This window comes from Kribbella deserti (assembly GCF_042434725.1).
Taxonomy (GTDB): Bacteria; Actinomycetota; Actinomycetes; order Propionibacteriales; family Kribbellaceae; genus Kribbella; species Kribbella deserti.
The window spans coordinates 288810-312046 of record NZ_JBHLTC010000030.1 but is presented as its reverse complement, the minus strand read 5'-3'; the positions used below and the strand labels follow the sequence as shown (position 1 = coordinate 312046).

General features: G+C 67.6%; 22 protein-coding genes. 11 read left to right on the top strand and 11 right to left on the bottom strand.

What is annotated here, in order from left to right:
* Window positions 1-82: 82 nt before the first annotated feature.
* Both ACFFGN_RS24175 and ACFFGN_RS24170 read right to left on the bottom strand, forming a co-directional pair.
* Window positions 83-1819 carry an FAD-dependent oxidoreductase gene (locus ACFFGN_RS24175; RefSeq protein ID WP_380051574.1) on the bottom strand — a complete coding sequence of 579 codons (1737 nt, stop codon included), beginning with the start codon at window positions 1817-1819 and terminating at the stop codon, window positions 83-85.
* A gap of 214 nt (window positions 1820-2033) precedes the next feature.
* On the bottom strand, window positions 2034-3053 hold the full coding sequence (locus tag ACFFGN_RS24170; protein ID WP_380051572.1) for an SIS domain-containing protein: 1020 nt from the start codon (window positions 3051-3053) through the stop codon (window positions 2034-2036).
* A gap of 205 nt (window positions 3054-3258) precedes the next feature.
* On the opposite strand from ACFFGN_RS24170, the gene ACFFGN_RS24165 reads away from it, so the two are divergent.
* Window positions 3259-3942: a GntR family transcriptional regulator gene (locus ACFFGN_RS24165; RefSeq protein ID WP_380051570.1), complete on the top strand. Its 684-nt coding sequence runs from the start codon at window positions 3259-3261 to the stop codon at window positions 3940-3942.
* A 188-nt stretch (window positions 3943-4130) separates the two neighbouring features.
* Window positions 4131-5156, top strand: a complete 1026-nt coding sequence (gene fbaA, locus ACFFGN_RS24160; protein ID WP_380051568.1) for a class II fructose-bisphosphate aldolase — start codon at window positions 4131-4133, stop codon at window positions 5154-5156.
* A 5-nt stretch (window positions 5157-5161) separates the two neighbouring features.
* Here the strand turns inward: fbaA and ACFFGN_RS24155 are convergent, their stop codons facing one another.
* Entirely contained in the window at window positions 5162-5863 is a 702-nt protein-coding gene (locus ACFFGN_RS24155; protein ID WP_380051695.1) for an IS30 family transposase, read from the bottom strand.
* Between the two features lie 108 nt (window positions 5864-5971).
* Here ACFFGN_RS24155 and ACFFGN_RS24150 point away from each other — a divergent pair, with 108 nt between their 5' ends.
* The gene (locus ACFFGN_RS24150) at window positions 5972-7009 is read left to right on the top strand and encodes a type IV toxin-antitoxin system AbiEi family antitoxin domain-containing protein (RefSeq protein WP_380051566.1); all 1038 of its coding nucleotides are present in this window, start codon (window positions 5972-5974) and stop codon (window positions 7007-7009) included.
* 82 nt (window positions 7010-7091) lie between these two features.
* On the opposite strand, the gene ACFFGN_RS24145 is transcribed toward ACFFGN_RS24150, so the two are convergent.
* The gene (locus ACFFGN_RS24145) at window positions 7092-7535 is read right to left on the bottom strand and encodes an HNH endonuclease (protein WP_380051564.1); all 444 of its coding nucleotides are present in this window, start codon (window positions 7533-7535) and stop codon (window positions 7092-7094) included.
* A 466-nt stretch (window positions 7536-8001) separates the two neighbouring features.
* On the opposite strand from ACFFGN_RS24145, the gene ACFFGN_RS24140 reads away from it, so the two are divergent.
* Complete coding sequence (locus tag ACFFGN_RS24140) at window positions 8002-8409, top strand: DUF3151 domain-containing protein (protein WP_380051562.1); 408 nt, start codon at window positions 8002-8004, stop codon at window positions 8407-8409.
* A 307-nt stretch (window positions 8410-8716) separates the two neighbouring features.
* Here the strand turns inward: ACFFGN_RS24140 and ACFFGN_RS24135 are convergent, their stop codons facing one another.
* A complete protein-coding gene (locus ACFFGN_RS24135; protein ID WP_380051560.1) occupies window positions 8717-9556 on the bottom strand; it encodes a DUF6597 domain-containing transcriptional factor in 840 nt (279 codons plus the stop codon).
* Between the two features lie 54 nt (window positions 9557-9610).
* Between ACFFGN_RS24135 and ACFFGN_RS24130 the strand changes: the two genes are divergently transcribed.
* Together ACFFGN_RS24130 and ACFFGN_RS24125 are read left to right on the top strand one after the other, a co-directional pair.
* A complete protein-coding gene (locus tag ACFFGN_RS24130) occupies window positions 9611-10087 on the top strand; it encodes a VOC family protein (RefSeq protein ID WP_380051558.1) in 477 nt (158 codons plus the stop codon).
* 333 nt (window positions 10088-10420) lie between these two features.
* A complete protein-coding gene (locus ACFFGN_RS24125; protein WP_380051556.1) occupies window positions 10421-11713 on the top strand; it encodes an adenylosuccinate synthase in 1293 nt (430 codons plus the stop codon).
* Between the two features lie 76 nt (window positions 11714-11789).
* Here ACFFGN_RS24125 and ACFFGN_RS24120 read toward each other — a convergent pair whose 3' ends face one another.
* From ACFFGN_RS24120 to ACFFGN_RS24110, 3 genes are all read right to left on the bottom strand, one after another.
* Window positions 11790-13880, bottom strand: coding sequence for a serine/threonine-protein kinase (locus ACFFGN_RS24120; RefSeq protein ID WP_380051553.1), 2091 nt, complete (start codon window positions 13878-13880; stop codon window positions 11790-11792).
* 168 nt (window positions 13881-14048) lie between these two features.
* Window positions 14049-14516 (bottom strand): hypothetical protein, encoded by a 468-nt coding sequence (locus tag ACFFGN_RS24115; protein ID WP_380051551.1) that lies wholly within the window; start codon window positions 14514-14516, stop codon window positions 14049-14051.
* Window positions 14517-14568: 52 nt separating this feature from the next.
* Window positions 14569-16722, bottom strand: a complete 2154-nt coding sequence (locus ACFFGN_RS24110) for a sialate O-acetylesterase (RefSeq protein ID WP_380051549.1) — start codon at window positions 16720-16722, stop codon at window positions 14569-14571.
* A gap of 168 nt (window positions 16723-16890) precedes the next feature.
* On the opposite strand from ACFFGN_RS24110, the gene ACFFGN_RS24105 reads away from it, so the two are divergent.
* Entirely contained in the window at window positions 16891-17490 is a 600-nt protein-coding gene (locus tag ACFFGN_RS24105) for a DJ-1/PfpI family protein (RefSeq protein ID WP_380051547.1), read from the top strand.
* A 105-nt stretch (window positions 17491-17595) separates the two neighbouring features.
* On the opposite strand, the gene ACFFGN_RS24100 is transcribed toward ACFFGN_RS24105, so the two are convergent.
* Both ACFFGN_RS24100 and ACFFGN_RS24095 read right to left on the bottom strand, forming a co-directional pair.
* Window positions 17596-18162 (bottom strand): TetR/AcrR family transcriptional regulator, encoded by a 567-nt coding sequence (locus ACFFGN_RS24100; RefSeq protein ID WP_380051545.1) that lies wholly within the window; start codon window positions 18160-18162, stop codon window positions 17596-17598.
* A gap of 63 nt (window positions 18163-18225) precedes the next feature.
* Window positions 18226-18930 (bottom strand): SDR family oxidoreductase, encoded by a 705-nt coding sequence (locus ACFFGN_RS24095; protein ID WP_380051543.1) that lies wholly within the window; start codon window positions 18928-18930, stop codon window positions 18226-18228.
* Window positions 18931-19023: 93 nt separating this feature from the next.
* On the opposite strand from ACFFGN_RS24095, the gene ACFFGN_RS24090 reads away from it, so the two are divergent.
* On the top strand, window positions 19024-19593 hold the full coding sequence (locus ACFFGN_RS24090) for a TetR/AcrR family transcriptional regulator (protein WP_380051541.1): 570 nt from the start codon (window positions 19024-19026) through the stop codon (window positions 19591-19593).
* A gap of 161 nt (window positions 19594-19754) precedes the next feature.
* Window positions 19755-20351 (top strand): DUF4232 domain-containing protein, encoded by a 597-nt coding sequence (locus tag ACFFGN_RS24085; RefSeq protein ID WP_380051539.1) that lies wholly within the window; start codon window positions 19755-19757, stop codon window positions 20349-20351.
* Between the two features lie 234 nt (window positions 20352-20585).
* On the opposite strand, the gene ACFFGN_RS24080 is transcribed toward ACFFGN_RS24085, so the two are convergent.
* Window positions 20586-21737 carry a glycoside hydrolase family 88 protein gene (locus tag ACFFGN_RS24080; protein ID WP_380051538.1) on the bottom strand — a complete coding sequence of 384 codons (1152 nt, stop codon included), beginning with the start codon at window positions 21735-21737 and terminating at the stop codon, window positions 20586-20588.
* A gap of 154 nt (window positions 21738-21891) precedes the next feature.
* Here ACFFGN_RS24080 and ACFFGN_RS24075 point away from each other — a divergent pair, with 154 nt between their 5' ends.
* Together ACFFGN_RS24075 and ACFFGN_RS24070 are read left to right on the top strand one after the other, a co-directional pair.
* Entirely contained in the window at window positions 21892-22647 is a 756-nt protein-coding gene (locus ACFFGN_RS24075; RefSeq protein ID WP_380051536.1) for a hypothetical protein, read from the top strand.
* Entirely contained in the window at window positions 22581-23225 is a 645-nt protein-coding gene (locus ACFFGN_RS24070) for a hypothetical protein (RefSeq protein ID WP_380051534.1), read from the top strand. The genes ACFFGN_RS24075 and ACFFGN_RS24070 overlap by 67 nt, the downstream gene beginning before the upstream one ends.
* Window positions 23226-23237: the final 12 nt, after the last annotated feature.

Below are 23237 nucleotides of genomic sequence, written 5' to 3'. Positions count from 1 at the left end.
CCGCTGCCTGTCAGGTACAGGTGGCCTCGCAGCGGCACAACGGATCCGATCGTCGCCAAGTTAGGGGGCAGCCACCGGCCTCCTAGCGCGAGAGCACGGTCGTCAGCACTTGGTGGAGCGTGGCGGCAGGGTCGTCCGGGACGGTGGGCGAGCGCCAGGCGACGTGGGCGTCCGGGCGGACCAGGAGGCAGCCGGAATCGGGGATCTCGCTGACGCGGGACCAGTCGCCGTACAGGTCGTCCAAATCCCCACCCGGCCCGATCACGTACGCGTCCAGCGGCAGCCCCAGTTCCTCCGACACCACCCGAACTGCCTTGCTCCACGACTCACCGCCGATCCCGGTCAGTAGGACGAATCGCCCCTTGCCCACCACGTCCAACGTGCTGACGGTGGCGCCGTCGGAGTTGAGCCAGCAGTGCGGAATGCGCGCGCCCGGCCAGGTGGTCGGGTGGTAGAACAGCTCCGGATCCCGGTCGTACGACGGCTCCGGCGTGCCGTCCGGTAGTACGGCGTCCGAGCGATAGCGCTGGCCGAGCTCCACCCCATGCGCGTTGAACTCGTAGTCCTTGAGCTCGATCGCCTTGCGCAACTCCTCGCGTTGCGCCGCGCCTTCGGGCGTATCGTCCTTGCGCGACGCGATCGTCCGCCCGGGTGGCGCGTCCGGCGTCATACCCAGCGCCCGGAAGATCTGGCCGAACTGGGTGCGGCTCTTGTTGGACCGTTCCACGATCTGCTGGGCGATCGGCACCCGCTCGTCGTCGTACGTCGCGAGCAGCGCCGCGCCGGCCTGGCCACGAATGACGTGGGCGAGTTTCCAGGCCAGGTTGTACGCGTCCTGGATCGAGGTGTTCGACCCGAGGCCGTTGCTCGGTGGATGCCGGTGGATCGCGTCGCCCATACAGAAGACCCGGCCGCGGGAGGCCTGTTCGGCGTACATGTGATTGACGCTCCACACGGACGTGCTGGTGAGCTTCACGTCGATCGTGTCGTCGCCGACCAGGTTGTGCACGATCTCGGTCGCCATCGCCTCGTCCACCTCGGGCGCGGGCTTGCTGATGTCGTAGCCCCAGACGATCAGCCATTCGTTCCACGGCCGCACCATCCGGACCAGGCCCGCGCCGATCCCGCCGATCTGCGCGCCCGGTTGCAACACCCAGTACAGAACGCTCGGGCGATGCGCGACGTACTTGGACAGGTCGGCCTCGAAGACGATGTTCATCGAGCCCTCGATATCCATCGAGCCGGTCATCGGCAGCGCGATGTCCTGCGCGACCTTGCTGCGACCGCCGTCCGCGCCGATCAGATAGCGCGCACGGATGCTGTACGTCGAGCCGGTGAGGCGGTCGCGAACCTGCGCGGTCACGCCGTCCTCGTCCTGTTCCAGCGACAGGTACTCCGTGCCGAACCGGACCTGCGCGCCACGGCTTGCGGCCGTGTTGATCAGAATCGGCTCGAACAGCGTCTGTGGCAGATCGCACGGCAGGGTCGGCGAGGCCTCGGTGTAGTCGGCCAGCCGGCGTGGATGCGTTCCCCAGGTGCGGATCCGGCCGATCTCCTCCCCGGCGAGGCTGGTGCAGAAGGCGGTTTCGCCCATCAGTTCGTGTGCGGTGCCTTTGCCGGTGACCTCCGCCTCGATGCCCATGTCGCGCATCAGCTCGATCGTGCGCTGGTTGGTGATGTGGGAGCGCGGGGTGTTCGCGGTCCAGCGATAGCGGTTCAAGACGATGGTGTCGATGCCGTACGTCGACAGGAACAGGGCGGCGGCTCCACCGGCCGGTCCACTGCCGACGATCAGCACCTCGGTGTCGTACGCGGTCATCGGGCGCACTCCTCGTCGGTGGCGAGTACCAGGTCGATCAGCGAGGCTTCTACCCCGAAGACCGCGTCGCTATCCAGGTATTCGTCACCGGCCGCGAAGACCAGCGCGATCAACCGGGCATCCCACCTTTTCTGTCGCGACCACTCGCGACAGAAAAGAGCCGAACCGGCCGCGCACGGGATGTGAGCGGCCGGTTCGGTGGAGCTTGGGTGGATCAGTCGGTCTGGGTGACCTTGCGCAGGCCGCGGGGCGCGTCGGGGTCCAGGCCGAGTTTGCGGGCGAGGGCCTCGATCGTGAGCTGCGCCGGGATAATCAGCGTCAGCGGTGCGAGCGTCTCGGGCAAGTCCGGGCCGGGCAGCGCGACATCGCAGCCACTGGCGAACGCGGCGTCGCCGCCGATGCCGAGGATCTTGCTGCCCTTCTCCCGGACCAGGCCGGCCAGATCGATCAGGCCGGGCAGGGCCGGACCGCTCGGAGCGGCGACCAGGATCGTGACGAGGTCGGAGTCGACCACCGCGATCGGGCCGTGCTTCAGGTCGGCGTAGGACAGGCCGCGCACCGGCTGCAGGCAGGTCTCCTCGAGCTTGAGCGCCACCTCCAGCGTCGTACCGAAGGTCAGACCGCGACCACTCGCGAGTACGTCGTGGGCGCCGGCCAGCAGGGCGGCGGCCACCTCGACGTCGAGCTCGAGCGCCTTCGCGGCGACCTCGGGAACCCGGGCGATATCGGCGTCCAGCGTGCCCGGCTTGCTGGCCAGCGCGTCCACGGCGACCGTGATCGCGGCCAGCTGCGTGGTGTAGGTCTTTGTCGCCGGGACCGCCAGCTCCTGGCCGGCCTGAGTGATCAGCGCGACGTCGGCGGTCGAGGCCAGCGGGCTGTCCGCGTGGTTGGTGATACCGACGATGGCGGCGCCGTTGCGCTTGGCCCATTCCGCCGTGTCGACGATCTCCTGGGTGGCACCGGACTGGCTGACCGCCACCACCAGGGTGTTCGACAGGTCCAGGTTCGCGCCGTACAGGGTGGCGACCGAAGGCGCGGCCAGGGACGCCTGGCGGCCGGCGTGGATCTCGGTCAGGTAGCGCCCGTACACACACGCGTTGTCCGACGAGCCGCGGGCCACGAACAGCACGTTGCGGCGCCCGGCGGCCAGCCGGGTGATCTGGTCCCGCAGTGGCAGGACGTGCTCGAACGTCGCCGCCAGCGCGTCCGGCTGCTCGGCGATCTCGACGGACATCTGGGTCCGGGGGGCGGGTACCGACACCACTGAAATCACTGGTCCTATCTGGTCTTAACAGGTATGCTGCGCACGATAGCAGTGAGTGCACCGGGTCCGGCAACCCCGAAAGCTCACTTCCCGCAAACGCGCAAAATCTGTTCGAATGCGCAGGTCAGGAGGGCGAAAGCCGATGGTGGCGACAAAACGCTCCCAGGTTCGGGCGGTGCTGGAGCGACTGATCGACGTCGACCTGCACCCAGGGGACTCGATCCCGTCGGAGCGGGCCCTGGTCGACAAACTGAACGTCTCCCGGGTCACGGTCCGGCAGGCGATCAGCGACCTGGTCGAGTCCGGGGCGCTGGAGCGAGTGCACGGCAAGGGGACGTTCGTCACCGGGCCGCAGGTCGACTCCCAGCTGCACCTCACCTCGTTCTCCCGCGAGATGCGGGCCCGTGGCCTCGAACCCGGCACGGTGGTGCTCTCGGCCACCGAGGTGGAGGCCTCGGACGAGACCGCGCAGGGACTGCGGATGCCAAAGGGCACCCCGGTCATCCGGGTCGAGCGGCTGCGCACCGCGGACGCCTCCCCGATGGCCTACGAGATCGGGTACTACCCCTCCGCGTTGTTCCCGGGCCTGCTCGGCCGCGAACTCGGCACGCTGTACGACGTGTTCGCCGCGGAGTACGACGTGGTCGTCACCTCGGGCGAGCAGACCGTGCGGGCGGACAACGCCGACGGCCATGTCGCCCGGGTGCTCGGCGTGGCCCGGCGAGCGCCACTGCTGGTGCTCGAACGCACGACTTTCGCCGGTCGCAAGGTGGTCGAGCTGTCCTGGTCGGCGTACCGGGCCGACCGCTACCGGCTGCACATGGCACTGACTCCCCGCGGTCCCCGCAGCGGAGGTTAGCGCGAACCACATGATCAACAGGTATGCGCACTGGATCGGTCCTCTCCGATCAGTGGTCTGCTCTGTGATCCCCGCGGGCCCGGCCGGCCAGGTGTCCCAGTGCTTGGGCCACTTGGCGGCAACCGGCCGTGCACCGCAATACTGAAGCCTCATCCACACGTTCTTTGCTGTGAGGAGTACCGCGAGACATGCCTATTGCCACCCCTGAGGTCTACGCCGAGATGCTGGACAAGGCCAAGCAGAACAGCTTCGCCTACCCGGCCATCAACGTCAGCTCCTCACAGACGCTGAACGCCGCCCTGCGCGGGTTCGCCGAGGCCGGCTCGGACGGCATCGTCCAGGTCTCCACCGGCGGCGGTGAGTACCTGTCCGGCCCGACCGTGAAGAACATGGTCTCCGGCTCCGTCGCCCTGGCGGCGTATGCGCACGAGGTCGCCAAGAACTACCCGGTGAACATCGCGCTGCACACCGACCACTGCCCGAAGGACAAGCTGGACGGCTTCGTCCGGCCGCTGCTGGCGATCTCCGCCGAGCGCGTCGGCCGCGGCGAGAACCCGCTGTTCCAGTCGCACATGTGGGACGGTTCCGCGGTGCCGCTGGAGGAGAACCTCGAGATCGCCAAGGAGCTGCTGGCCCTGGCCAAGGCGGCCCGGATCGTTCTCGAGGTCGAGATCGGTGTTGTCGGTGGCGAGGAGGACGGCGTCGCCCACGAGATCAACGAGAAGCTCTACACCACGGTCGAGGACGGCCTGGCCACGGTCGAGGCCCTCGGCACCGGTGAGAACGGCCGCTACCTGACCGCCCTCACCTTCGGCAACGTGCACGGCGTCTACAAGCCCGGCGCGGTCAAGCTGCGGCCGGAGATCCTCAAGGAGATCCAGGACCAGGTCGGCGCCAAGGTCGGCAAGGAGCGCCCGTTCGACCTGGTGTTCCACGGTGGCTCCGGCTCGACCCTGGAAGAGATCCGCTCGGCCGTCGACCACGGTGTCATCAAGATGAACATCGACACCGACACGCAGTACGCGTTCACCCGGCCGGCCGCCGCGCACATGTTCGCCAACTACGACGGCGTGCTCAAGGTGGACGGTGAGGTCGGCAACAAGAAGGCCTACGACCCGCGCGCCTGGGGCAAGCTGGCCGAAGAGGGCATGGCCAAGCGCATCGTCGAAGCCTGCGAGCACCTCCGCTCCACCGGCACCTCGCTGCTGGCCTGAAGCTCCTAGGTCGCGAGTAGTTTCTGCAGACGCTCGGCTGGGGTTTCCCAGCCGAGCGTTTTGCGTGGCCGCCCATTGAGCTGAACCCCGACCGCGTCCAGGTGCTCGCGGCTGTGCACGGCCAGATCGGCGTCCTTGGGAAAGTACTGGCGAAGTAGACCGTTGGTGCTCTCGTTGGAGCCGCCTAGCCAGGGTGACTCCGGATCGCAGAAGTAGACGGGAAGTGCGGTGGAGACAGTGAATGCGACGCGAGCCCTCTCATCGCCGCGGCTGTTTTCGCCCAGGGACCTGGCGAGGTGGGCGGGCAGATCTGGGGCGGTGGCGGCCAGAGCGTCACGAACCTGTTCGGCGGTGCGGCCGTGGGGCAGGTGAAGCAGCATCACGTAGCGGGTGGCACGCTCGACCAGCGTGCCTATGGCCGAGGTGTTCCTTCTGCCGAGGATCAGGTCGCTCTCCCAGTGGCCGGGGAGCGCTCGGTCTCCAGGTACGGCGGGGCGGCCGCTGATCAGGATCTCTTCGGTCGCTGGCGGTGGGGCGGACGCGTCGTTGCCTGGGCGGTCGGTTACGTAGGTGCGGCCGGTCCGGACCGCTTCGGCGAGCTGGCGGCGTAGTTCTCCGCGGCCCTGGATGTAGAGGGCCTGAAAGGTGGTTTCGTGAGCCACTGGCTTCTCCGCTGGACAGGAAGATCTGGCTTCGAAGCGTGCCAGACCGGCCGGGACCGCGAGTGATCAGTGCCGCTTCCGGCTGGGCCAGTGGCTATCCACAGTGGCGGAATTCGTTGTGCTGTTGGGCTTTGGGCAGGGCATCTTCTCCGCGTGAACCCGCAACTGATCGTGATGACCCAGATCCGTGGCGGGGTGTTCACCCGCGCCGACGCCCGCGCGTGTGGATATCCCGACCGCGATATCGACACCCTGCTGACCACCGGCGGCTGGCGCCGGATCAGCCCGGGGACGTATGCGCCTGGCCAGCTGCTACCGGTGACCGACGAGACCACCCATCTGCGCCGGCTCCACCACCTCCTGCGGTACGGCGATCCAGGGCTGGTCGCGAGCCACCAGTCGGCCGTCTGTCTGTACGGTCTGCCTGCCTGGGGCCTCGACCTGTCCCGGCTGCACGTCACCGCCGCGACGGGCCGACCAGGGCGGCACCAGGGCGGTCTGACGCTGCACGTGGCGGGCCTGCCCAAGCCCCGCCGGTGGAACGGCCTGCGCGTCGTCTCCCTCGCCCGGGCCGTCGCCGAGATCGCCGCCACGGCCTCGCTGCAACCCGCGCTGGTCGTGACCGAGGCAGCGCTCTGGGGCGGACGGGCGACCCGCGCGTCGATCGGAGCTGCCGCCAGGCGATTCGAGGCGGGGCAGGCGCGGCGGATCCGCCGGGTGCTGGCCCGGGCCTCACCACATTCCGGCTCGTTGGCGGAGAGCCGGCTGCGGTCGGTGCTTGTCGAGGCAGGCCTACCTGCGCCTTCGGCGGAGCGGCCGCCGCCGATGGACGGGTTCCTGCCCGGCTCCGAGGAAGGAACCACCGCCGTGTGGTTCCCGGAACAGCGCACGGTGTTCGAGTTCGAGCCCTGGCTCCGGTACTGGCGGCCCGGCGATGGCGACGACCTCGCAGGCTTGTCGTACCTGCCTGCCCTGTCGTACGACGCGGCCGGGCCGCCCCCGGTGGAGTACGGGTGGATCGACTGGCCCGAGCTGGATCAACCCGAGGAACTGGCCGAGCGCATCCGCCGTACCTTCGCCCGCGCGGCGGCGCGATCCGGCGTGCGCGTGTTCGACCCGAGCCGCCCGCGGCCGATCCGCCGACGCCCACGCCCGCCTACGCCGTACGAGGACACCGACTGCACCTGCTGACGTCCCGCTCGCACCTGCGTTTGGGCGCTGGTTTCCGGCCCAGAATGCAGAAAACCCGACCACCGGCATTCCGGAGTCGGGATCAGAGCATGAGCTCGGCGCGCGTGGGTATCCAAGGTTGCCAAAGCAGGGGCATATTGGCCTCGCTGGGCGTGAGGTTTCCCTTGCGCTCGTTGCACGAGGCATGTGCGGCCACAGCGTTGAGCCACTCGGTCCCGCCGCCCCGGGACCGGGGTATGACGTGGTCCATGGTGTCCGCGTTGTGCTTGCCGCAATAAGCGCACCGGAACTTGTCCCGCCGGAGTACACCGTGCTTGCTGTACTTCATCCGGCCGGCGGCGTAGCGCCAGTGCGTGACGACATAACGAACGAGCCGGAGCACCCGGGGCACCGGGAACGGGCCAATGGTCCGTTCCCCGTGGGCCTCCTCAACGACGGCGACCTCACGCACCAGCATTCTGATGGCGTGCTGGATCGACACCGTGTGCAACGGCTCGTACGACGCGTTGAGGACGATGACACTCATCGCGACCTCCTGTCCGGTCAGCCCGCAGGATCTCAAGCATCGGTGTCCGGTCGATGAACGGTCAACGGATTTCGGCTGATGGTCACCGGTCCGTTGTCCGCACGATCGGAGCGAATCTGTGCATGAAGTTCACTAATCTGCCGTCAAGTTCATTCGCGAGACTACCCCCGCCCCCACCCACCCCGCCGAAACTCGCCGCCCACCCACCACTCCAGCGCGTCCCCGCGCCCAGACGGCATGACCCAGGCGGCGCATTCCGATGGCAGAGCGGAGGTGGGTCAGGTTGCCGCCGCGGAGCGTCGGCAGGGCGGGGATGAGGGCGGGGATGAGGGCGGCGCTCTGGCGGTGGCAGGCGGGGTGCCGAGGCGCGACGTTGCGGCAGCCGGGGCGGAGGTGGCGAGGCGGGTTTGAGGGGGAACTGGTCGCCGGGGCGGGGGTTGTTCGGGCGATCGGAGAGTATGGGGCCATGGAGTTCAACAATCTGATGTCAGGCCCACCCGCGACGCTTCTCCCGACCGACCCCGCGGCGGCGGAACTCGCCGCCGGTACGCCGGCCGTTGAGGTCGCCGCCAAGCGTCCGACCTCGTCCCTGGCCTGGTCGTTCCTGGCCGAGGAGGCACTCGCCGGCGGACGCACCATCGAGGCGTACGCCTACGCCCGGACCGGCTACCACCGCGGTCTGGACAGCCTTCGCCGCAACGGCTGGAAGGGACACGGCCCGGTCCCGTGGGAGCACGAGCCCAACCGAGGCTTCCTCCGCTGCCTGGCCGTCCTCGGCAAGGCAGCCGCCATCATCGACGAGAAGGACGAAGCCGAGCGCTGCACCACCTTCCTCCGCGACTCGTCCCCCACCGCCGCCGACGAACTCGCCTAACCTGCCCCCTCTTGCGTTCGTCGGGTCCGAATCGCCCTCAATCGCGGCCAAACCTGCTGGTCCGGCAGGGCCGGTGAGGGTGGTTCCCGGACCGACGAACGCAAAGGAAAGTGGCCGTTAGCGGTAGGCCACCGGCGCAATTCGGCCCGGGTGGCGGCCATCACCACGCTGATCATCGACGCGGGCACCACCAAACGCCTCCCGGCCGCTCGCTCAACCAGGGGAGCGCCCACCCGAGCAGCCGAGGCACCGGCCGAGCCGACCTCGGCGCACGCAACACAACCAGGTGCCTTGTTGTGTTTGGTGGTTAGCGGTAGGCGACTACTGGGTGGGTGCTGGAGCGGGCGCAGGCGGCGGCGTATTCGGCGGGGGTGCTGCCGACGACGTCCTTGAACTCGCGGGAGAAGTGGGCCTGGTCGAAGTACCCGAGCTGGATCGACAACTCGGCCAGTTCGCGAATCTCGCCACGGGCCAGGAGTTCGGCGCCGTCGTGCAGGCGGTAGCGGCGTAGCACCCACTTGGGGCCGACTCCCACGTAGCGCCGGAAGAGCCGTTGCAGCGTGCGCACGGGAATGCCGAACCGCTCGGTCACCTGGTCCACCCGGGTGAGGTCGCGATCTTCCGCCATCGCGCCGATCACCTGGAGCACCTGCTGGTACGCCGGATCCTCGGCCGCGTGCCGTTCGGTCAGACGTTCGGACAGGAAGGCCTCCACCACGGCGCGGCGCCGTACGTCGGAGGACTGGCTGAACACCAGATCGGCGAGGCGGCCGGCGTCGTCGAAGACCTCGGCCAACGGCAGTACCTGGTCGCGGAACGCGCCGACGTCCCGGCCGGTGAAGGCGCCGAACCCGCCCGCCCAGAACTTCACCCCGAAGCACCGGCCATGACCGGTGAGTTCGCGGCTGAACTTCTTCGTATAGACGCCGTTGACGAAGGCGCCGCCTGGTTCCTCGAAGGTGACGTTGACGCTGGGATACGGCAGCACCTCGGCGACGTACGGCTCGGACAGCGCCCATTCGACCGACCAGTACCACTCGACGAAGCGGCCGACTCCGGGTCCGGCCGCGAGCCGGGTCAGGGATCGGTGGCGTGCCTGCTCCTGGGGGCGCAGGATGCCGCGTTCGCTGTTGGTGGGTGTCGTCAAAGGCTGTCGCTTTCTTACAAGACCGGGCGGCCCGTCACGGCGAAGACTGCGGGTATGACGAACACGGTAAACCCCATCCCCGACGGTTATCACTCGCTTACCCCGTACCTGGCGGTCAACGACGGGGCCAAGGCCATCGCGTTCTACCAGCAGGTCTTCGGCGCCGAGGTGGTCAGCCGGCAGGACCTGCCCGACGGGCGGGTGGCCCAGGCCGAGCTGCGGTTCGGCGATTCCATGCTGCAGTTGAGCGACCAGATGCCACAGATCGGCCTGCGCGCGCCGAACGGCGAATGGGTGCACTCGTCGCTGGTGCACTACGTGCCGGATGTGGACGCGGCCTTCCAGCGCGCGATCGACGCCGGCGCCCGGCAGGTGGAGGCGGTGCAGACCTTCGTGACCGGCGATCGCTACGGCACGGTGATCGACCCGTTCGGTCATCGCTGGGCGATTCTGACCAAGGTGGAGAACGTCTCGAAGGAAGAGGCCGATCGCCGCGTGATGGAGTGGCTGGAGTCGAACCCCATCGACTGAATCGAATGGCCCAGCCGTTGGCCCGGAAACCACCCGGGCATAAGAAAGCGGCCCGCCGGAACCGTCCCCTGCGGCAGTTTCGGCGGGCCGCTGACTAAGAGTGTGCACGCGATCACGGAAAATGGCAACCCGTCGTATCGAACTGCTTGCGATCCGTCACGGACTGCCCATAGACCGGTCCTAACGCGCAAGTCCGCTAAGCTTTGGCCGCAAGAGCCTGGATGCTGTTGCCACCGGATCACCGGTGACACGCGCGTCCGGGCTTCACCGTTTTCCACGGCAGTGCAATCGCGGCGATGGCGCCGCACGCCGTACGTGAAGAGGAGGGCTGAGATGCCCGCAATCGTGCTCGTCGGCGCCCAGTGGGGCGATGAGGGCAAGGGCAAGGCGACCGATCTGCTCGGCAACACCGGGGCTGAGATCGACTACGTGGTGAAGTTCAACGGCGGTAACAACGCCGGCCACACCGTGGTCATCGGCAGCGAGAAGTACGCGCTGCACCTGCTGCCGAGCGGCATCCTGACTCCCGGGGTCACCCCGGTGATCGGGAACGGCGTGGTGGTCGACCTGAGTGTGTTGTTCGAGGAGCTCGAGGCCCTGCAGGCCCGGGGTGTCGACACCTCGAAGCTGGTCGTGAGCGCCAACGCCCACTTGATCGCGCCGTACAACCGGACCCTCGACAAGGTCACCGAGCGGTTCCTGGGCAGCCGCAAGATCGGCACCACCGGGCGCGGCATCGGCCCGACGTACGCCGACAAGATGAACCGCGTCGGCATCCGGGTGCAGGATCTTTACGACGAGAACATCCTCAAGCAGAAGGTCGAGGGCGCGCTCGAGCTCAAGAACCAACTGCTGGTCAAGGTCTACAACCGCCGCGCGGTGGCCGTGGACGAGGTCGTCGAGGAACTCCTGTCGTACGCCGAGCGTCTGCGCCCGATGGTGGCGGACACCGCGCTGCTGCTGGGCAAGGCCCTCGACGCGGGGAAGACCGTGCTGATGGAGGCAGGCCAGGCGACGCTGCTGGACGTCGACCACGGCACCTACCCGTTCGTCACGTCGTCCAACGCGATCTCGGCCGGCGCCTGCACGGGTTCGGGCATTCCGCCGACCCGGATCGACCGGGTGATGGCGGTCGTGAAGGCCTACACCACCCGCGTCGGCGAAGGCCCGTTCCCGACGGAGCTGCTCGACGACGATGGCGAGTGGCTGCGCCAGCAGGGCTTCGAGTTCGGTACGACGACCGGGCGCCCGCGTCGCTGCGGCTGGTACGACGCCGTCATCGCGCGGTACGCCGCCAGGGTCAACGGGGTGTCGGACTTCGTGCTCACCAAGCTGGACACCCTGACCGGGCGCGAGAAGATCCCGGTCTGCGTCGGGTACGACGTGCGCGGGGTGCGGCACGAGGAAATGCCGATGACCCAGACCGACTTCCACCACGCGAAGCCGGTGTACGAGGAGTTCGACGGCTGGTCCGAGGACATCACCGGCTGTCGCACGTTCGAGGATCTGCCGAAGAACGCGCAGACCTACGTGAAGGCGATCGAGGCCATGAGCGGCGCGCCGATCTCGGCCGTTGGCGTCGGTCCGGAGCGCAGCCAGATGGTGATTCTCGACAACCGCATCTGAGCCGGCCGATCCCTCCTCGCCTTCTGGTGCGCCAGGGCGGGGAGGGATCGTCGTTTGTACAGGCCGGGATCTGGTGTCAGCGGCCGAGGAACGGGATGTCGCGGATCACGGGTAGGTTCCGGACGTCACCCAGGCTGGGCCGTTCCGGCACGTTGACCGAGGGTGTACCGATCGGGGACCAGTCGGGCACGCTGCCGTTGGCGACGTTCATCCAGCACAGTCCGGCGACCGCCAGCAGTGCAACCGCGACCAGCGTGCTCAGCCACGCGGGCCGGAACGCCGCACGCAGGGTGGTCCGGGCGCCGCGGCGCAACGACGAACCGCCCGGGCCGATCCAGGCCGTGAAGAACCCGGACAGCGCCCCAACGGCTACACCTGTCGTGGCGAGGTGTCCCCAGCTCAAGCCCTGGAAGACGGCCATAACGAGTGTGGCCAGGCCACCCATGGTGAAGCCGACTAGTAGCGGCGTAATCAGGCAAGGCAGGGTGATAGCGGCAGCGGTGACTAGATGCAGCGGACTCGCCGCAACCGCCACAAGGCCGTCCGAACGCCCCTTGCCACCCCGAACCTCCCGCCTGCGCAGCAACGCCGTACTAGAGCGATCCACAGACCGGGCGATGACCATCAGCAGCGCAAGTACCCCGAACGCCACCACCGGCAGAATCGCGGCCAGCCCGACTAGCGCCATCAGAACCGCGAACATCAGACCTGAGCGCGTCGGAAGCAGATGCGGCGGCACGGGTGGTGCAGCCTGCTCCCGTCGGGCGAGCGCCTTCTGCGCCTTCTGCTGCTTCTTGGTCGGCGCTGGCACAGCATGGCCGTACGGCGATACCGGCTGCCCGGCCGTCGTCGGGCCTTGCGGCGGGTATCCCTGGTATCCACCGGGTTGCCCGGGCGAATAGGCCGGTGACTGGTACGCGAGCGGCAACGACGCCGGCTGGGCCGAAGTCGGTGCAGGCGAGTACGTCGCGGGGTGGCTCGGCACGGGCGCGTACGGCCCTGCAGGCTGGCCTACTCCGGCAGGCTGGCCTAAACCGCCGGGCTGGCCTAAACCGGCTGGCTGGGCTAGCGGCGGTGAAGGGGTAGAGGTCGTCGAGGCGCGAATCCGGTCTCGCAGCGGGGCGAACGCGGATAGCGGCGGGATGACCGACGGCACCAGCTTGGCGACCTCGACGGGATCCAGCTCGTCGGATTCCTGCTCGGGCTCGTCCTTGATGGCCGGGGTGATCTCGGTCGCGGCGTCGTCGGTGGGCATCACCCGGGTCATCACCCGCGTTGACGGCGGCGGTTCGACCTCGACTTCGCTGGTGACGGTTTTTGTGCTCGGTACGAGGGCCTCGCGGCCCTCGGCGTACCGGCTGAGTCCGGTCATGATCTCGGCCGCGGTCGGGCGGTCGCGCTTGTGCGGCGAGAGCGCCGCCGCGAGCAACGGCTGCAGGCGCGGATCCACGCCTTCCAGGTCGAACTGCCCGGTGTGGACGCGATGCAGCACAACCTCGAACGGGCCCTTGCCGAACGGCCGCCGTCCGGTCAACGCGAAGGCGCAAGTCGCGGCCCAGCCCCACCAGTCGGCCGACTCAGTGACGGCCTCGCCGTCGATCAGCTCGGGCGAAAGGTAACCAGGCGTGCCGATCACCAGGCCGGTCGCGGTCAGCCTCAGGTCGTCGGCGGCCTGGGCGATACCGAAGTCGATGATGACGGGCCGGCCGTTCAGCATCAGCACGTTGCCCGGTTTGAGATCGCGGTGCACCACGCCGACCCGGTGGATCGCCTGCAGCGCCTCGGCCAAACACCCGGCCATCGGCAGCCACCGCTGCGGGGTCAACGGCCCGCGGTCGTCCACATGCTCATCGAGGGATTTGCCGGGCACATACCGTGTCACCAGGTACGGGCGTTCCGCCTGCAGATCGAAATCGAGCAGACCCGCGACGCCCGGATGGTCCACCTTCTGCAAGGTGGCAGTCTCGCGTTCGAGCCGGGCACGGGCGGTCGCGTCGTGGGCGACATGCGGCCGCAACACCTTCAGCGCGACCTCGCGCCCATCCGCGTTCTGGGCGAGATAGACGACGCCCATGCCGCCTTGTCCGAGGCGCCGCACCAACTGGTACGGCCCCACCCGCTCCTCCACGCCGGCCGGCGCGGAAGGTCGTCCCCCTGTAGTGACCATGCCCTCTAAGGTACGTCGGCCCCGGGTCCCACCCTCATCCAGTCACCCCATGCCACAAGTTATCCACAACCAGTTATCCACAGCTGTTGATGACCGCGCGCACTGCCTAGTCGACTGCGGCGCTGATCCGGCCCTCGCGCGGCTCCGGCGGTCCAGGGGTGTCAGAACTCAGCGGTCGGCTTCGGCGATCGTGGTGGTGTCAGCGAGGTAGTCCTCATAGCGAGGCTGTTCGGGGTAGGAGAGCACGTGCCGCACCCAGGAGCGTCGTTCCTGATCGATCACGGCCAGCTCCCAGACACAGGCGGTCGGCCCGCCGCCGGGAATCTCCTCGAACTCCGTCGTACCGAGCGTGGCCCGGAACAAGCGTTGGTACAGGATGTCGAGTTCCCACCGGCCGACCAGCACCCAAAGTGCCTCGGCGCCCTTATGGACGATCAGATAGCCGATCCCGCCGGGCGTCAGACCGGCCACCAGTTCTGACACGGCCTCGACTTCCGCGGCGCTCGGCAACTCCTCGGTCGCCGTGATCCCCGTCGCCTTGAGCACCCACTGCCCGCGCTCGACCACCCCTAGCGCTCGGGTCAGTCGGGGCCGGTAGGCCTCCATTGCCAGCCGGCCCGGCAGTTCGCGTTCCATACTCGAACCCTAGGCCGTCCCCAACTTATCCACATCCGGTTTGGCGGGCTGCTCAGGTCAGAGGGACTTGGAACGCGAGCAGCCCGGCACCGGTGGCGTTGGTGATCAACGGCCCGGCCCCGTTGTGGCTCAGGTAGCTGACGGAGGTCGCCGCTGTGGCAGGCCCCGAAAGGGCGAGGATGAGTTTGCCGCCAGGCTGGTAGCTGACCGAGGTAACCGTGGCGGTGGTTCCAGTGAGGCGGAAGTGGGCTTTCGAGCCTGTATCCACCTTGAGCGCGTCGGCCGCCCGAAGCTGGATCGTCACTTGCCTGCCGTTTGCGGCGAGGGAGGCGCTTGCAGGGTTCGGAGCCGCCACCCCGGACTTCGGGCCGTCGTACAGATCGCGGGCGATCACCGCGAAGTTGTGGTCACCTAACTCCCGGTAACCACCCACCCAGGCGTAGTGGCAGCCATCGTGGCCAGGAAGCCCGTTGGTCGAGAGCACGGTCACGCCGAGGCTGTCGCCCATCTTACGCTGCGCCTCGCGTAGCGCGATCGAGGTGCTGTTACGGCAGGGCGAGGTCCTTACCTGGTGGACGTAGTACTTGCTGCCGCCCGGCAGGGTTTTGCCGAAGTCGGCCCGCCAATCGTTCAAGAGCGCGCTGAAGCCGCTGGTGTGGATCGAGGCGTTGTCGCTGTCCGATTCGCCTTGGTAGAAGAGAACGCCCTTCACCTGGCCGATAAGGCCTGCCGACACCAGGCGCTGCCGGAGCCGCCCGTAGTTCGTCGAGAGGTCGTTGGGTTTGCTGTCGTTCCGCTGGAAGAACGAGATCCGCTGACCGCCGTGAGCGCCGTTGACCAGCGCGACCGGGACCTTGTACGTATCAACGATGCGGCGGCCCAACCGGATCGCCCACTGGCCAACCGAGCCGGACTGGTTCGTGACGTCCCCGGCCGCGTAGTGCCAGACCCGGTCGGCGCCGGAGATCTGCCCGCCCGAGGCCGAGGTGCCGAAACTCCGCAGGTACGGCGATTCCTCGGTGGCGGCGCTGCCGTTGTAGCTGGAGGCCACGGCGTTCGACTGGCCCTGTACGACGTACACGTCGCCGGAGACGACGCCTTCGCGCTTCGCGACGACCCGGTTGATGCCAGGGCCGATGGCGCGGAGTTCGAAGGTGTACTCGTGCAGGCCCGCGTTGATCCGCGGGGTGAACCGGAACGGCTGCGAGGCCGGAGCCGTCAGGGTCCGAGTGCCGCTCGGGCCGCTGATGCGCAGTTTGACCTCGCGCACGCGGGCATCCGTGACCCGGCCCGCGACCGGCACGACGGCTCCGCCTCGGCTGTCCCGGGGGACGAGCTGCCGATCCTGGGGTGACTTCGTCAACGCGACCAGCGAGGGCCGGACGTACGCGGTGAACCGGCGCTGCGTATAGCGGGCCGCGTTGTTCGTGAACGTCCAGTCGGGTTGTCCATCGGTGTTGGTGCCGATGCCGATCGACAGCGTGCCACTGGCCGGTTCGGTGAAGCTGTTGATCGCGAACACGGTGTCCGCCGCCAACCTCGAAGGCCGGGTCGCGCCGATCTGGTGCACCTGAAACGACCCGTAGCCGTAACTGCTGATCGGCCTGTCGTCCGCGTCGAACGTCAGGCCGGAGGCGTTCGCGACCTGGCTGCTGTTGTTCTTCTCGTACTTGTTCGGCCACATCTCCAGGTAGCCGGTCTGGCCGCTGCCGTTGGTCACGCCCGGCACATTGGAGCTGACCTCGAGATCGCCGACGCGTTGCCGGACGAGTTCACCCTGCCGCGTCGGCAGGCCGATCCGCCGGGCAGCCGCGGTGAACGGCTCCATCGCGGTCCAGACCCATTGAACTCCCTTAGGGCCGTCCAGCTCGAGGCAGTAGCCGACGCGGTCGAAGCTGGATCCGACCTCGGCCGTTCGATCGAGTGTGTACGGCAATGGCCGGTTCAGCCAGCCGGCGTTCTGCGGTAGGTCGATCTGTAGTACCGGCACGAAGCCGGCGGCGGCGGTGACAGCCGGATCGCAAGCATTCGCAGCCGTCTCTGCATCCGCATCCGCCTTTGCAGCCGCAGCCGCAGCCGCATCCGTGGCCGCTCCTGCAGTCGGCGCAAGCCTGGAGGCACCCGCTGGCTCGATGGCGGTGATGAGTCCACTGGAGGCCAGCAGCAATCCCGTGCACAGGGCGGTAAGGCGGCGAACTTGAGGCATGGGTCGAACCTCCTGGGACAGACGGCTTCCTAGGTGTAGCGACTGATCACCGTTGGGGCGAGCTTCTAGCGCCCAATGGTCCTATCTATGCGGCCAATGGCCGGTATCTTCCGAAGTTCGGCCGGCGCGGTACTGGCCGGGGTCGGCCTGCCGCGAAAGGGTCGAGTCATGCGGATTGAGATCGTGGCTTTCGACGGTGTGGACGAGATGGACGTGATGGGCCCCTTCGAGGTGTGGGGGAGTGCTGCGCGCCAGGGCCACCTTGAGGTGGTGATGGTCGGGCTTGACGGTCCGGCTGAGATCAAGGGCATGAACGGGCTGGAGTTCCGTGCGACCGAGGGCCTGGCTGCGGCCGGTACTCCCGACGCCGTCTTCGTACCTGGTGGTGGCTGGCTCAGCAAGGCCGAGAAGGGCGCCTGGGCCGAGGTCCAGCGCGGCGAACTTCCCGCCCGGTTGGCGGAGTTGGCACCCGACCTCAGCTGGATCGGCTCGGTTTGCACCGGCGCGATGATCCTTGCGGCCGCCGGGCTGACCAAAGGCCGGCCGTCGACCACCAACCGTCAGGCCTGGCAGGCGTTGCGCGATACCGGTGCGGACGTGAAGGAGAACCGCGTCGTCGATGACGGCAACCTGGTCACGGCGGGCGGCATCACCTCCGGCATCGACCTTGCCCTCTGGATCGTCGAACGCGAGATCGGTCCCGACCTCGCCACCCGCATCGCCACCGCCATGGAGTACCAGCCGCACCGCGACATCTGGCACCGCTGACACCCGCGCCAACCGTTGGCCTCCTCCGCCCTCCGCAGGCCCGCAGCACGCACGTCGATCCTGCCGATCCCGTTGGTCCGTAGCGGGACCGCGGGCCCGGGCGGGTCAAGCGCGCAGGAGGGCTCGGACGGTTTGCACTACGAGTTGGCGGCGTTCGGCGGAGGTCATTTCCCGGACCAGCAGGCTGACCTCCGGCGCCATCGTGCTCCAGAGCGAGGCCTGGTGCAGGACCAGGCCCAGCAGCACCGCGGGCTCGAAGCGCGTTGGCAGTACGCCGTTGGCCTGGGCTTTTGCGATCAGCTCGACTTTTTGCCGATTGCCTGCCAGTACGGAATCCAGTGGTGCTTCCAGGTCGGCGCGCTCGAGCCGGTACCAGGTCGCGAGGCGGGCCATCTCGGGATTCTCCTCGTAGCGGTCGAACAACTGCGCGGCGTACTCCGGGAGATCGGCCGGGTCGATCGGTGTTTCGCGCACGGTCTCGCTGACGAGTTGGTCGAAGACCGCGTCGAACAGGCCGTCCTTGCTGTCGAAGTAGTGGTAGATCTGCGCCTTGTTGCAACCCGCCATCGCGGCGATCCGATCCACTCGCGCCCCCGCGATACCGAACGCCCCGAACTCCTGCAGCGCGGCCTCCAGCAGCCGCTTCTTTGTCGCCTCCGCGTCCCCAACCATGCCGATCATGCTAGGCGACTAACCAGCTAGTTGATCCGCCGCACGCGAGCCCGGCCAGCCGGTTCAGTTCTTTGCTAGCTCTGGGTAGAAGACGGTGAGATCCGCGGCCAGACCTGCCTTGGCCTGCCGGCTCGTCTCGTCCGCGAGCACCTCGTAGGCCCCGGCTTCGATGCCGTCGAGCGCCTGCTTGCTGATCTGCTCCGGAGTGCTCTTGGGCTCGGTAACAGCCGCAGTCATGTCGGTGTCGACGTAACCCATGTGCAAGCCGGTCACGCCGATGCCGCGGTTGAGCAGTTCGAGCCGAATCGCGTTTGTCTGGGACCAGATGGCGGCCTTGCTCGCGGCGTAGGCGCCATGGCGGGCGACCCAGGACAAGGCGGAATGCACATTCAAAATGTGGCCGCCGCCGTTGCGCTCGATGATCGGCGCGAAGGCGCGGGTGACTTCGAGAGGGCCGAAGAAGTTCGTGTCGAAGACCGCACGGATGTCCGCCAGCGACGCATCCAGGTAGGTCTGGGGTGAGTTGGCGCCCGCGTTGTTGATCAGGATCGTGACGTCGGGAGCAGCCTCGGCGAGCGCGGCGATCGAAGCCGGGTCGGTCACCTCGAGCGGCAGCGTCACCACGCGCGGGTCCTCGCTGGGCTGCGGATTCCGGGCGGTGGCGTAGACCTTCTTCGCGCCGCGGGCCAGCAGGTCTGCCACGAACGCCTTGCCGATACCGCGATTGCCACCGGTGACCAGGGCGACGGCGCCTTCGATTGCGGTCATGCTTCTCAACTCCTCTGAACGGAAACCGATCGGTTTCCACCGACAGTAAACCGATCGGTTTCCATTTGCAAGCTGAGTCGGTACGCTCGGACCATGAGCACTTCAACGACCGGCCCACCCGCGCGGGAGCGCCTGCTCGAGGCAGGGGCCGACCTCTTCTACCGCGAGGGTGTCAACGTGGGCATCGAGCTGCTCTGCCGCACGGCGCACGTGTCGAAACGGTCGATGTACCAGATGTTCCGAACCAAGGACGAGGTCATCGCGGAGAGCCTCGCGCACCGCGCGCCCTGGTATGCGGCGCTTTTCCAGCCCGAGGGGGAGGACGGTTCGCCCCGTGAGCGAATTCTCGCCGTCTTCGAGCGGCTGGAGGCGGCGACGCAGGATGAGAGCTACCTCGGCTGCCCCTTCATCAGTACGGCGGTCGAGCTGAAGGATCCCGATCACCCGGCGAGCGTGATCGCCCGGCGGTACAAACAGCAGTTGACGGACTACTTCGAAACGGAGGCCAGTAAAGGAGGTGTGAAGGACTCGTCGTCGCTCGCGGACCAGCTCACGATCGTTTTCGACGGCGCCAACGCCCGGGCCGTCGTACGGGCCGAGCCGCTGACTGGCGTCGCCGTCACGATGGCCACCGCTCTGCTCGACGCCGCGGGCCTGGCCTAAGGCGTCCCGAGAACGTCCGCCCTACCGTCCGCCGCGGCCGGGGTCCGAAGGATGCGCGGTCGTGGGCGGTGCCGGCCGCAGGACGCTACATCGTGGTGAGCGCCCGCCCAGGGAGGTGCTGCGCAGTCGGGGGTGGACCGTGGCTCGGACAGAATGCGGAGATGAGACGTCCCGTGATCGCGCTCGCCCTGCTCTTCGCTGTGAGCGCGTGCGGCACGGAGGTTGCCCCGGGAGCCGGTGGTCGGCCCGGCGCACCGACGACGTCCGCGACCGCGAAGACCGCAAAGCCAACTGACGGCGAAACGTCGTTCGGCAAGGAGCGAGCCACTCCGCCGCCGGCCAAGTGCCCGGCGAGCGGCTTACTCATCACCCGCGGTGAGATCGACGCCGCCATGGGCCTTCGGGCCATCACGCTGACCCTTCACAACTGCGGCAAGCGCGCCGTCGACGTGCAGGGCTATCCAGTCGTAACCGTGCTCGACAAGGTCCGTCAGCCCTTCAAGATCACCGTCGCGCCCGAGACCCCCGACGGCCCGCCGAAGAAGTTGCGTCTGACAACAAAGCAGACCCTGACCGCCGAACTGATCTGGCGGAACACGGTCACCCTCGACACCACGGACGGGCCAATGCAAGCCGCTTATCTGAAAGTGGCTCCGGCCGCGAATCGTCCCGCAAGTCTGATCGAATTGCACGAAACCTTCGGCAACACCGGTAAAGCCCGAGTTACGCCCTGGGCCCGCCCAAAGAGCCAACCCTGAACCGGTTTTCCGATCTAGCCGGACCCTGGCCCTTCCAGTACCGGAAAGGCCAGGGGTTTTGCTATACCGCAAGCGGAGCTAGTGTCCTGAGTCGGAAGTTCGTGCACATCTCCGGCGCCCAGGCACGCACCTCGCGGCGTTGGAGAAACGGCCACGATGCTAGAGCATCGCGACCGCTTCTCCGCCTTGCGATGCACGCACCTGGACACCGGAGCTGAAGCACGAACTTCCGACTCAGGACACTAGTTCGCTGGCGGCCAGCAGGAACGCGCCGACGCCGAAGTCGGCGGTGGTGTTGACGTTGATGGGCTGACTGGATTCCGGGCGGTCGCCGACGCCCTGGATGTAGCCGAGGAATCCGTTGCTGTGCACGGCTGTTGCCACCATTCCGTTCCAGGCTCGCGCCGCCATCGGCAAGTACGTTGCTGACGGCAACAACCTTGTGGCGACGGCGGATGCGGTGCCGTAGGTGAAGAACGACGTGCCGCTGGTTTCCGGTCCTGGTAGGTGCTGGGGATCGCCCAGGTTCACGTTCCAGAAGCCGTCGCCGCGCTGGATCGGGTGCAGCGCCGTGATGAGCCGGACCAACGTCTCCCGGTACTCGGGCACGTTGCGCGCCGTCGACGGCAAGGCCTTGAGTGTCTTGACGTGCGCGCCCGCCACCCAGCCGTTGCCGCGCGACCACAAGACCGGCTTGCCGTTCGGTGAGACGATACCGCCCGGGATGAATCGGCCATCGCGATACCAAAGGCCCAGATCGCTTGCGTATAAGGCATGTACGCGCTTCGTGTGGTTATAGAGCTGGTAGCCTTTGTCCCAGAACGCCGGATCGTTGCGGATGCGCCCGATCCGGGCGAACGCGGGCAGGGCCATGTGCAACGCGTCGTCCCACCACCAGTCATCGTTCTTGTTCGGCTGGTTGGTGATCATCCGGCGCAGAGTGTCGGTGGCGGCCGTTAGCTTGTTCGCCGACGGCTCGATCTCGTAGAGGTCGAGGTATGCCTGGATCGCGTTGTGGTTGTCGGCGTGCCGGGTGGTCACGCCGCCGCGGATTCCGTATGCGTGCTTCTCCGCCCAGGAGCGGGTGTAGTTCAGGTAGCGAGGTTCGCGCGTCAGCCGGTAGAGGGCCATCAGTCCGCTGAATAGTGTCGCGCGGGCCCAGCCGTTGTCGCCGGAGTCGCTGTGCGTCGAGATCCAGTGATCCGCGACCTGGCGGGCGACGGCAACGAGCTCATTGCGTGCTGGCAGTTGGTCCGACGGTGCCACCAAGTCGCCTGAGCGCGACTCGGCGGAGGACGCCGCAAAAGCCTTGTGAGTGGTCAGAATTGGTAGTGCGGGGGCGGCCGCAACAAGTGCGGAGCGGGTCAGAAACTGGCGTCTGTCCATGGGACAAAACCTTTCTTTGTTCCACATCCGAATTGCTATAGCCCTGCATATTGACGCGCTTACGGACTGTCGTCAAACTTCCGAAAAGACGCTGCAAATCCGGCCGGAGCTTGCCGTTCACCGCCCCCTGAACGACGATCGAAGGAACCTGCTCATGCGCCCCAAAGTGCTCTATTCCGTGCTGGCCACGGCGCTCACCGCGCTGCTCGCCGGCACCGTCAGCGGCCCCGCGTCCGCCGTACCGCGTCCGTCCACCGAGCCTGCTCCGTCCGCCGCCACGGCTCCGCCGGCCGCCCAAGCCGACGAAGCCGACGAAGCCGACGAAGCCGACGAAGCCGACGAAGCCGCCCAAGCCAGCCAAGCCGGACGAGCCGGCCAGGCCGTCCACGCCCTGCTTGCCCCGGGCACGTTCGCCCATCCAGGCGTGGGCTCCAGCCGGGCTCAGCTCGACTTCATGCGCTCGAAGGTGCTCGCGAACGCGCAGCCCTGGAAGGCGGCCTACGACCAGATGATGGCGTCGAGGTTCGCCCAGCTGAGCCGGGTGCCGAAACCGCGCGCCGTGGTCGAATGCGGCTCGTATTCCAACCCGAATTACGGCTGTACCGACGAGCGGGAAGACGCCATCGCGGCGTACACCAACGCGCTCGCGTGGTATGTCACCCGGGATGTTCGCTATGCCAACAAGGCGATCCAGCTGATGGACGCGTGGTCCGCCACCATCCGGGACCACACCAACAGCAACGCGCCTTTGCAGACGGCCTGGGCCGCCTCGTCCTGGCGAAGGCCGCCGAGATCATCAAGCACGTGTACGGCAACTGGCCGAACTCCGGGCGGTTCGCGACGATGCTGCGTAACGTCTACGTACCGGAGATCTACAACGGCTCAAACTCCAACGGCAACTGGGAGTTGAGCATGATCGAGGCCCTACAGGGGATCGGCGTGTTCCTGGCGGACGGGGCGATCTACGACAGGGCGATTTCCCTGTTCCGCAACAGGGTTCCGGCCTTCGTCTACCTGGAGTCGGACGGCGCGCTGCCGCGCACGAAGCCCGGGGATGGCCGCGACACCCGCGACGAGATCATCGGCTACTGGCAAGGGCAATCGACGTTCGTGACAGGTCTAACTCAGGAGACCTGTCGCGACTTCACCCACACCGGTTATGGCATCTCGGCTATCTCGCACGTGCTGGAGACTTCCCGGATCCAGGGCATCGACCTCTACCCGGAGTTCGGGGAGCGGCTGCGGCACGCGCTGGGCTTCCAGGCCCGGTGGGAGCGCAACCTGGAGCCGGTTCCGTCCTGGCTGTGTAAGGGAACGCTGCATCGTGGGCTCGGCCCGATCACCGAGGTCGGCTACAACGCGATGTCGAACCGGCTCGGCTACGCGATGGGTAACACCCAGGCGTTGACCGAATCGCGGCGACCGGCTGGTTCGAACAACCTGTTTGTGGCGTGGGAGACCCTCACGCACGCAAGCAATCCGGCGTAACTACGGTCGGGG

Bases quoted from the DNA above. Each gene is read 5' to 3' on its own strand.
- ACFFGN_RS24175 (WP_380051574.1), bottom strand. From the start codon at position 1,819: ATGACCGCGTACGACACCGAGGTGCTGATCGTCGGCAGTGGACCGGCC.
- ACFFGN_RS24170 (WP_380051572.1), bottom strand. From the start codon at position 3,053: ATGTCCGTCGAGATCGCCGAGCAGCCGGACGCGCTGGCGGCGACGTTC.
- fbaA (WP_380051568.1), top strand. From the start codon at position 4,131: ATGCCTATTGCCACCCCTGAGGTCTACGCCGAGATGCTGGACAAGGCC.
- ACFFGN_RS24145 (WP_380051564.1), bottom strand. From the start codon at position 7,535: ATGAGTGTCATCGTCCTCAACGCGTCGTACGAGCCGTTGCACACGGTG.
- ACFFGN_RS24140 (WP_380051562.1), top strand. From the start codon at position 8,002: ATGGAGTTCAACAATCTGATGTCAGGCCCACCCGCGACGCTTCTCCCG.
- ACFFGN_RS24130 (WP_380051558.1), top strand. From the start codon at position 9,611: ATGACGAACACGGTAAACCCCATCCCCGACGGTTATCACTCGCTTACC.
- ACFFGN_RS24125 (WP_380051556.1), top strand. From the start codon at position 10,421: ATGCCCGCAATCGTGCTCGTCGGCGCCCAGTGGGGCGATGAGGGCAAG.
- ACFFGN_RS24120 (WP_380051553.1), bottom strand. From the start codon at position 13,880: ATGGTCACTACAGGGGGACGACCTTCCGCGCCGGCCGGCGTGGAGGAG.
- ACFFGN_RS24115 (WP_380051551.1), bottom strand. From the start codon at position 14,516: ATGGAACGCGAACTGCCGGGCCGGCTGGCAATGGAGGCCTACCGGCCC.
- ACFFGN_RS24110 (WP_380051549.1), bottom strand. From the start codon at position 16,722: ATGCCTCAAGTTCGCCGCCTTACCGCCCTGTGCACGGGATTGCTGCTG.
- ACFFGN_RS24105 (WP_380051547.1), top strand. From the start codon at position 16,891: ATGCGGATTGAGATCGTGGCTTTCGACGGTGTGGACGAGATGGACGTG.
- ACFFGN_RS24100 (WP_380051545.1), bottom strand. From the start codon at position 18,162: ATGGTTGGGGACGCGGAGGCGACAAAGAAGCGGCTGCTGGAGGCCGCG.
- ACFFGN_RS24095 (WP_380051543.1), bottom strand. From the start codon at position 18,930: ATGACCGCAATCGAAGGCGCCGTCGCCCTGGTCACCGGTGGCAATCGC.
- ACFFGN_RS24090 (WP_380051541.1), top strand. From the start codon at position 19,024: ATGAGCACTTCAACGACCGGCCCACCCGCGCGGGAGCGCCTGCTCGAG.
- ACFFGN_RS24085 (WP_380051539.1), top strand. From the start codon at position 19,755: ATGAGACGTCCCGTGATCGCGCTCGCCCTGCTCTTCGCTGTGAGCGCG.
- ACFFGN_RS24080 (WP_380051538.1), bottom strand. From the start codon at position 21,737: ATGGACAGACGCCAGTTTCTGACCCGCTCCGCACTTGTTGCGGCCGCC.
- ACFFGN_RS24075 (WP_380051536.1), top strand. From the start codon at position 21,892: ATGCGCCCCAAAGTGCTCTATTCCGTGCTGGCCACGGCGCTCACCGCG.
- ACFFGN_RS24070 (WP_380051534.1), top strand. From the start codon at position 22,581: ATGCTGCGTAACGTCTACGTACCGGAGATCTACAACGGCTCAAACTCC.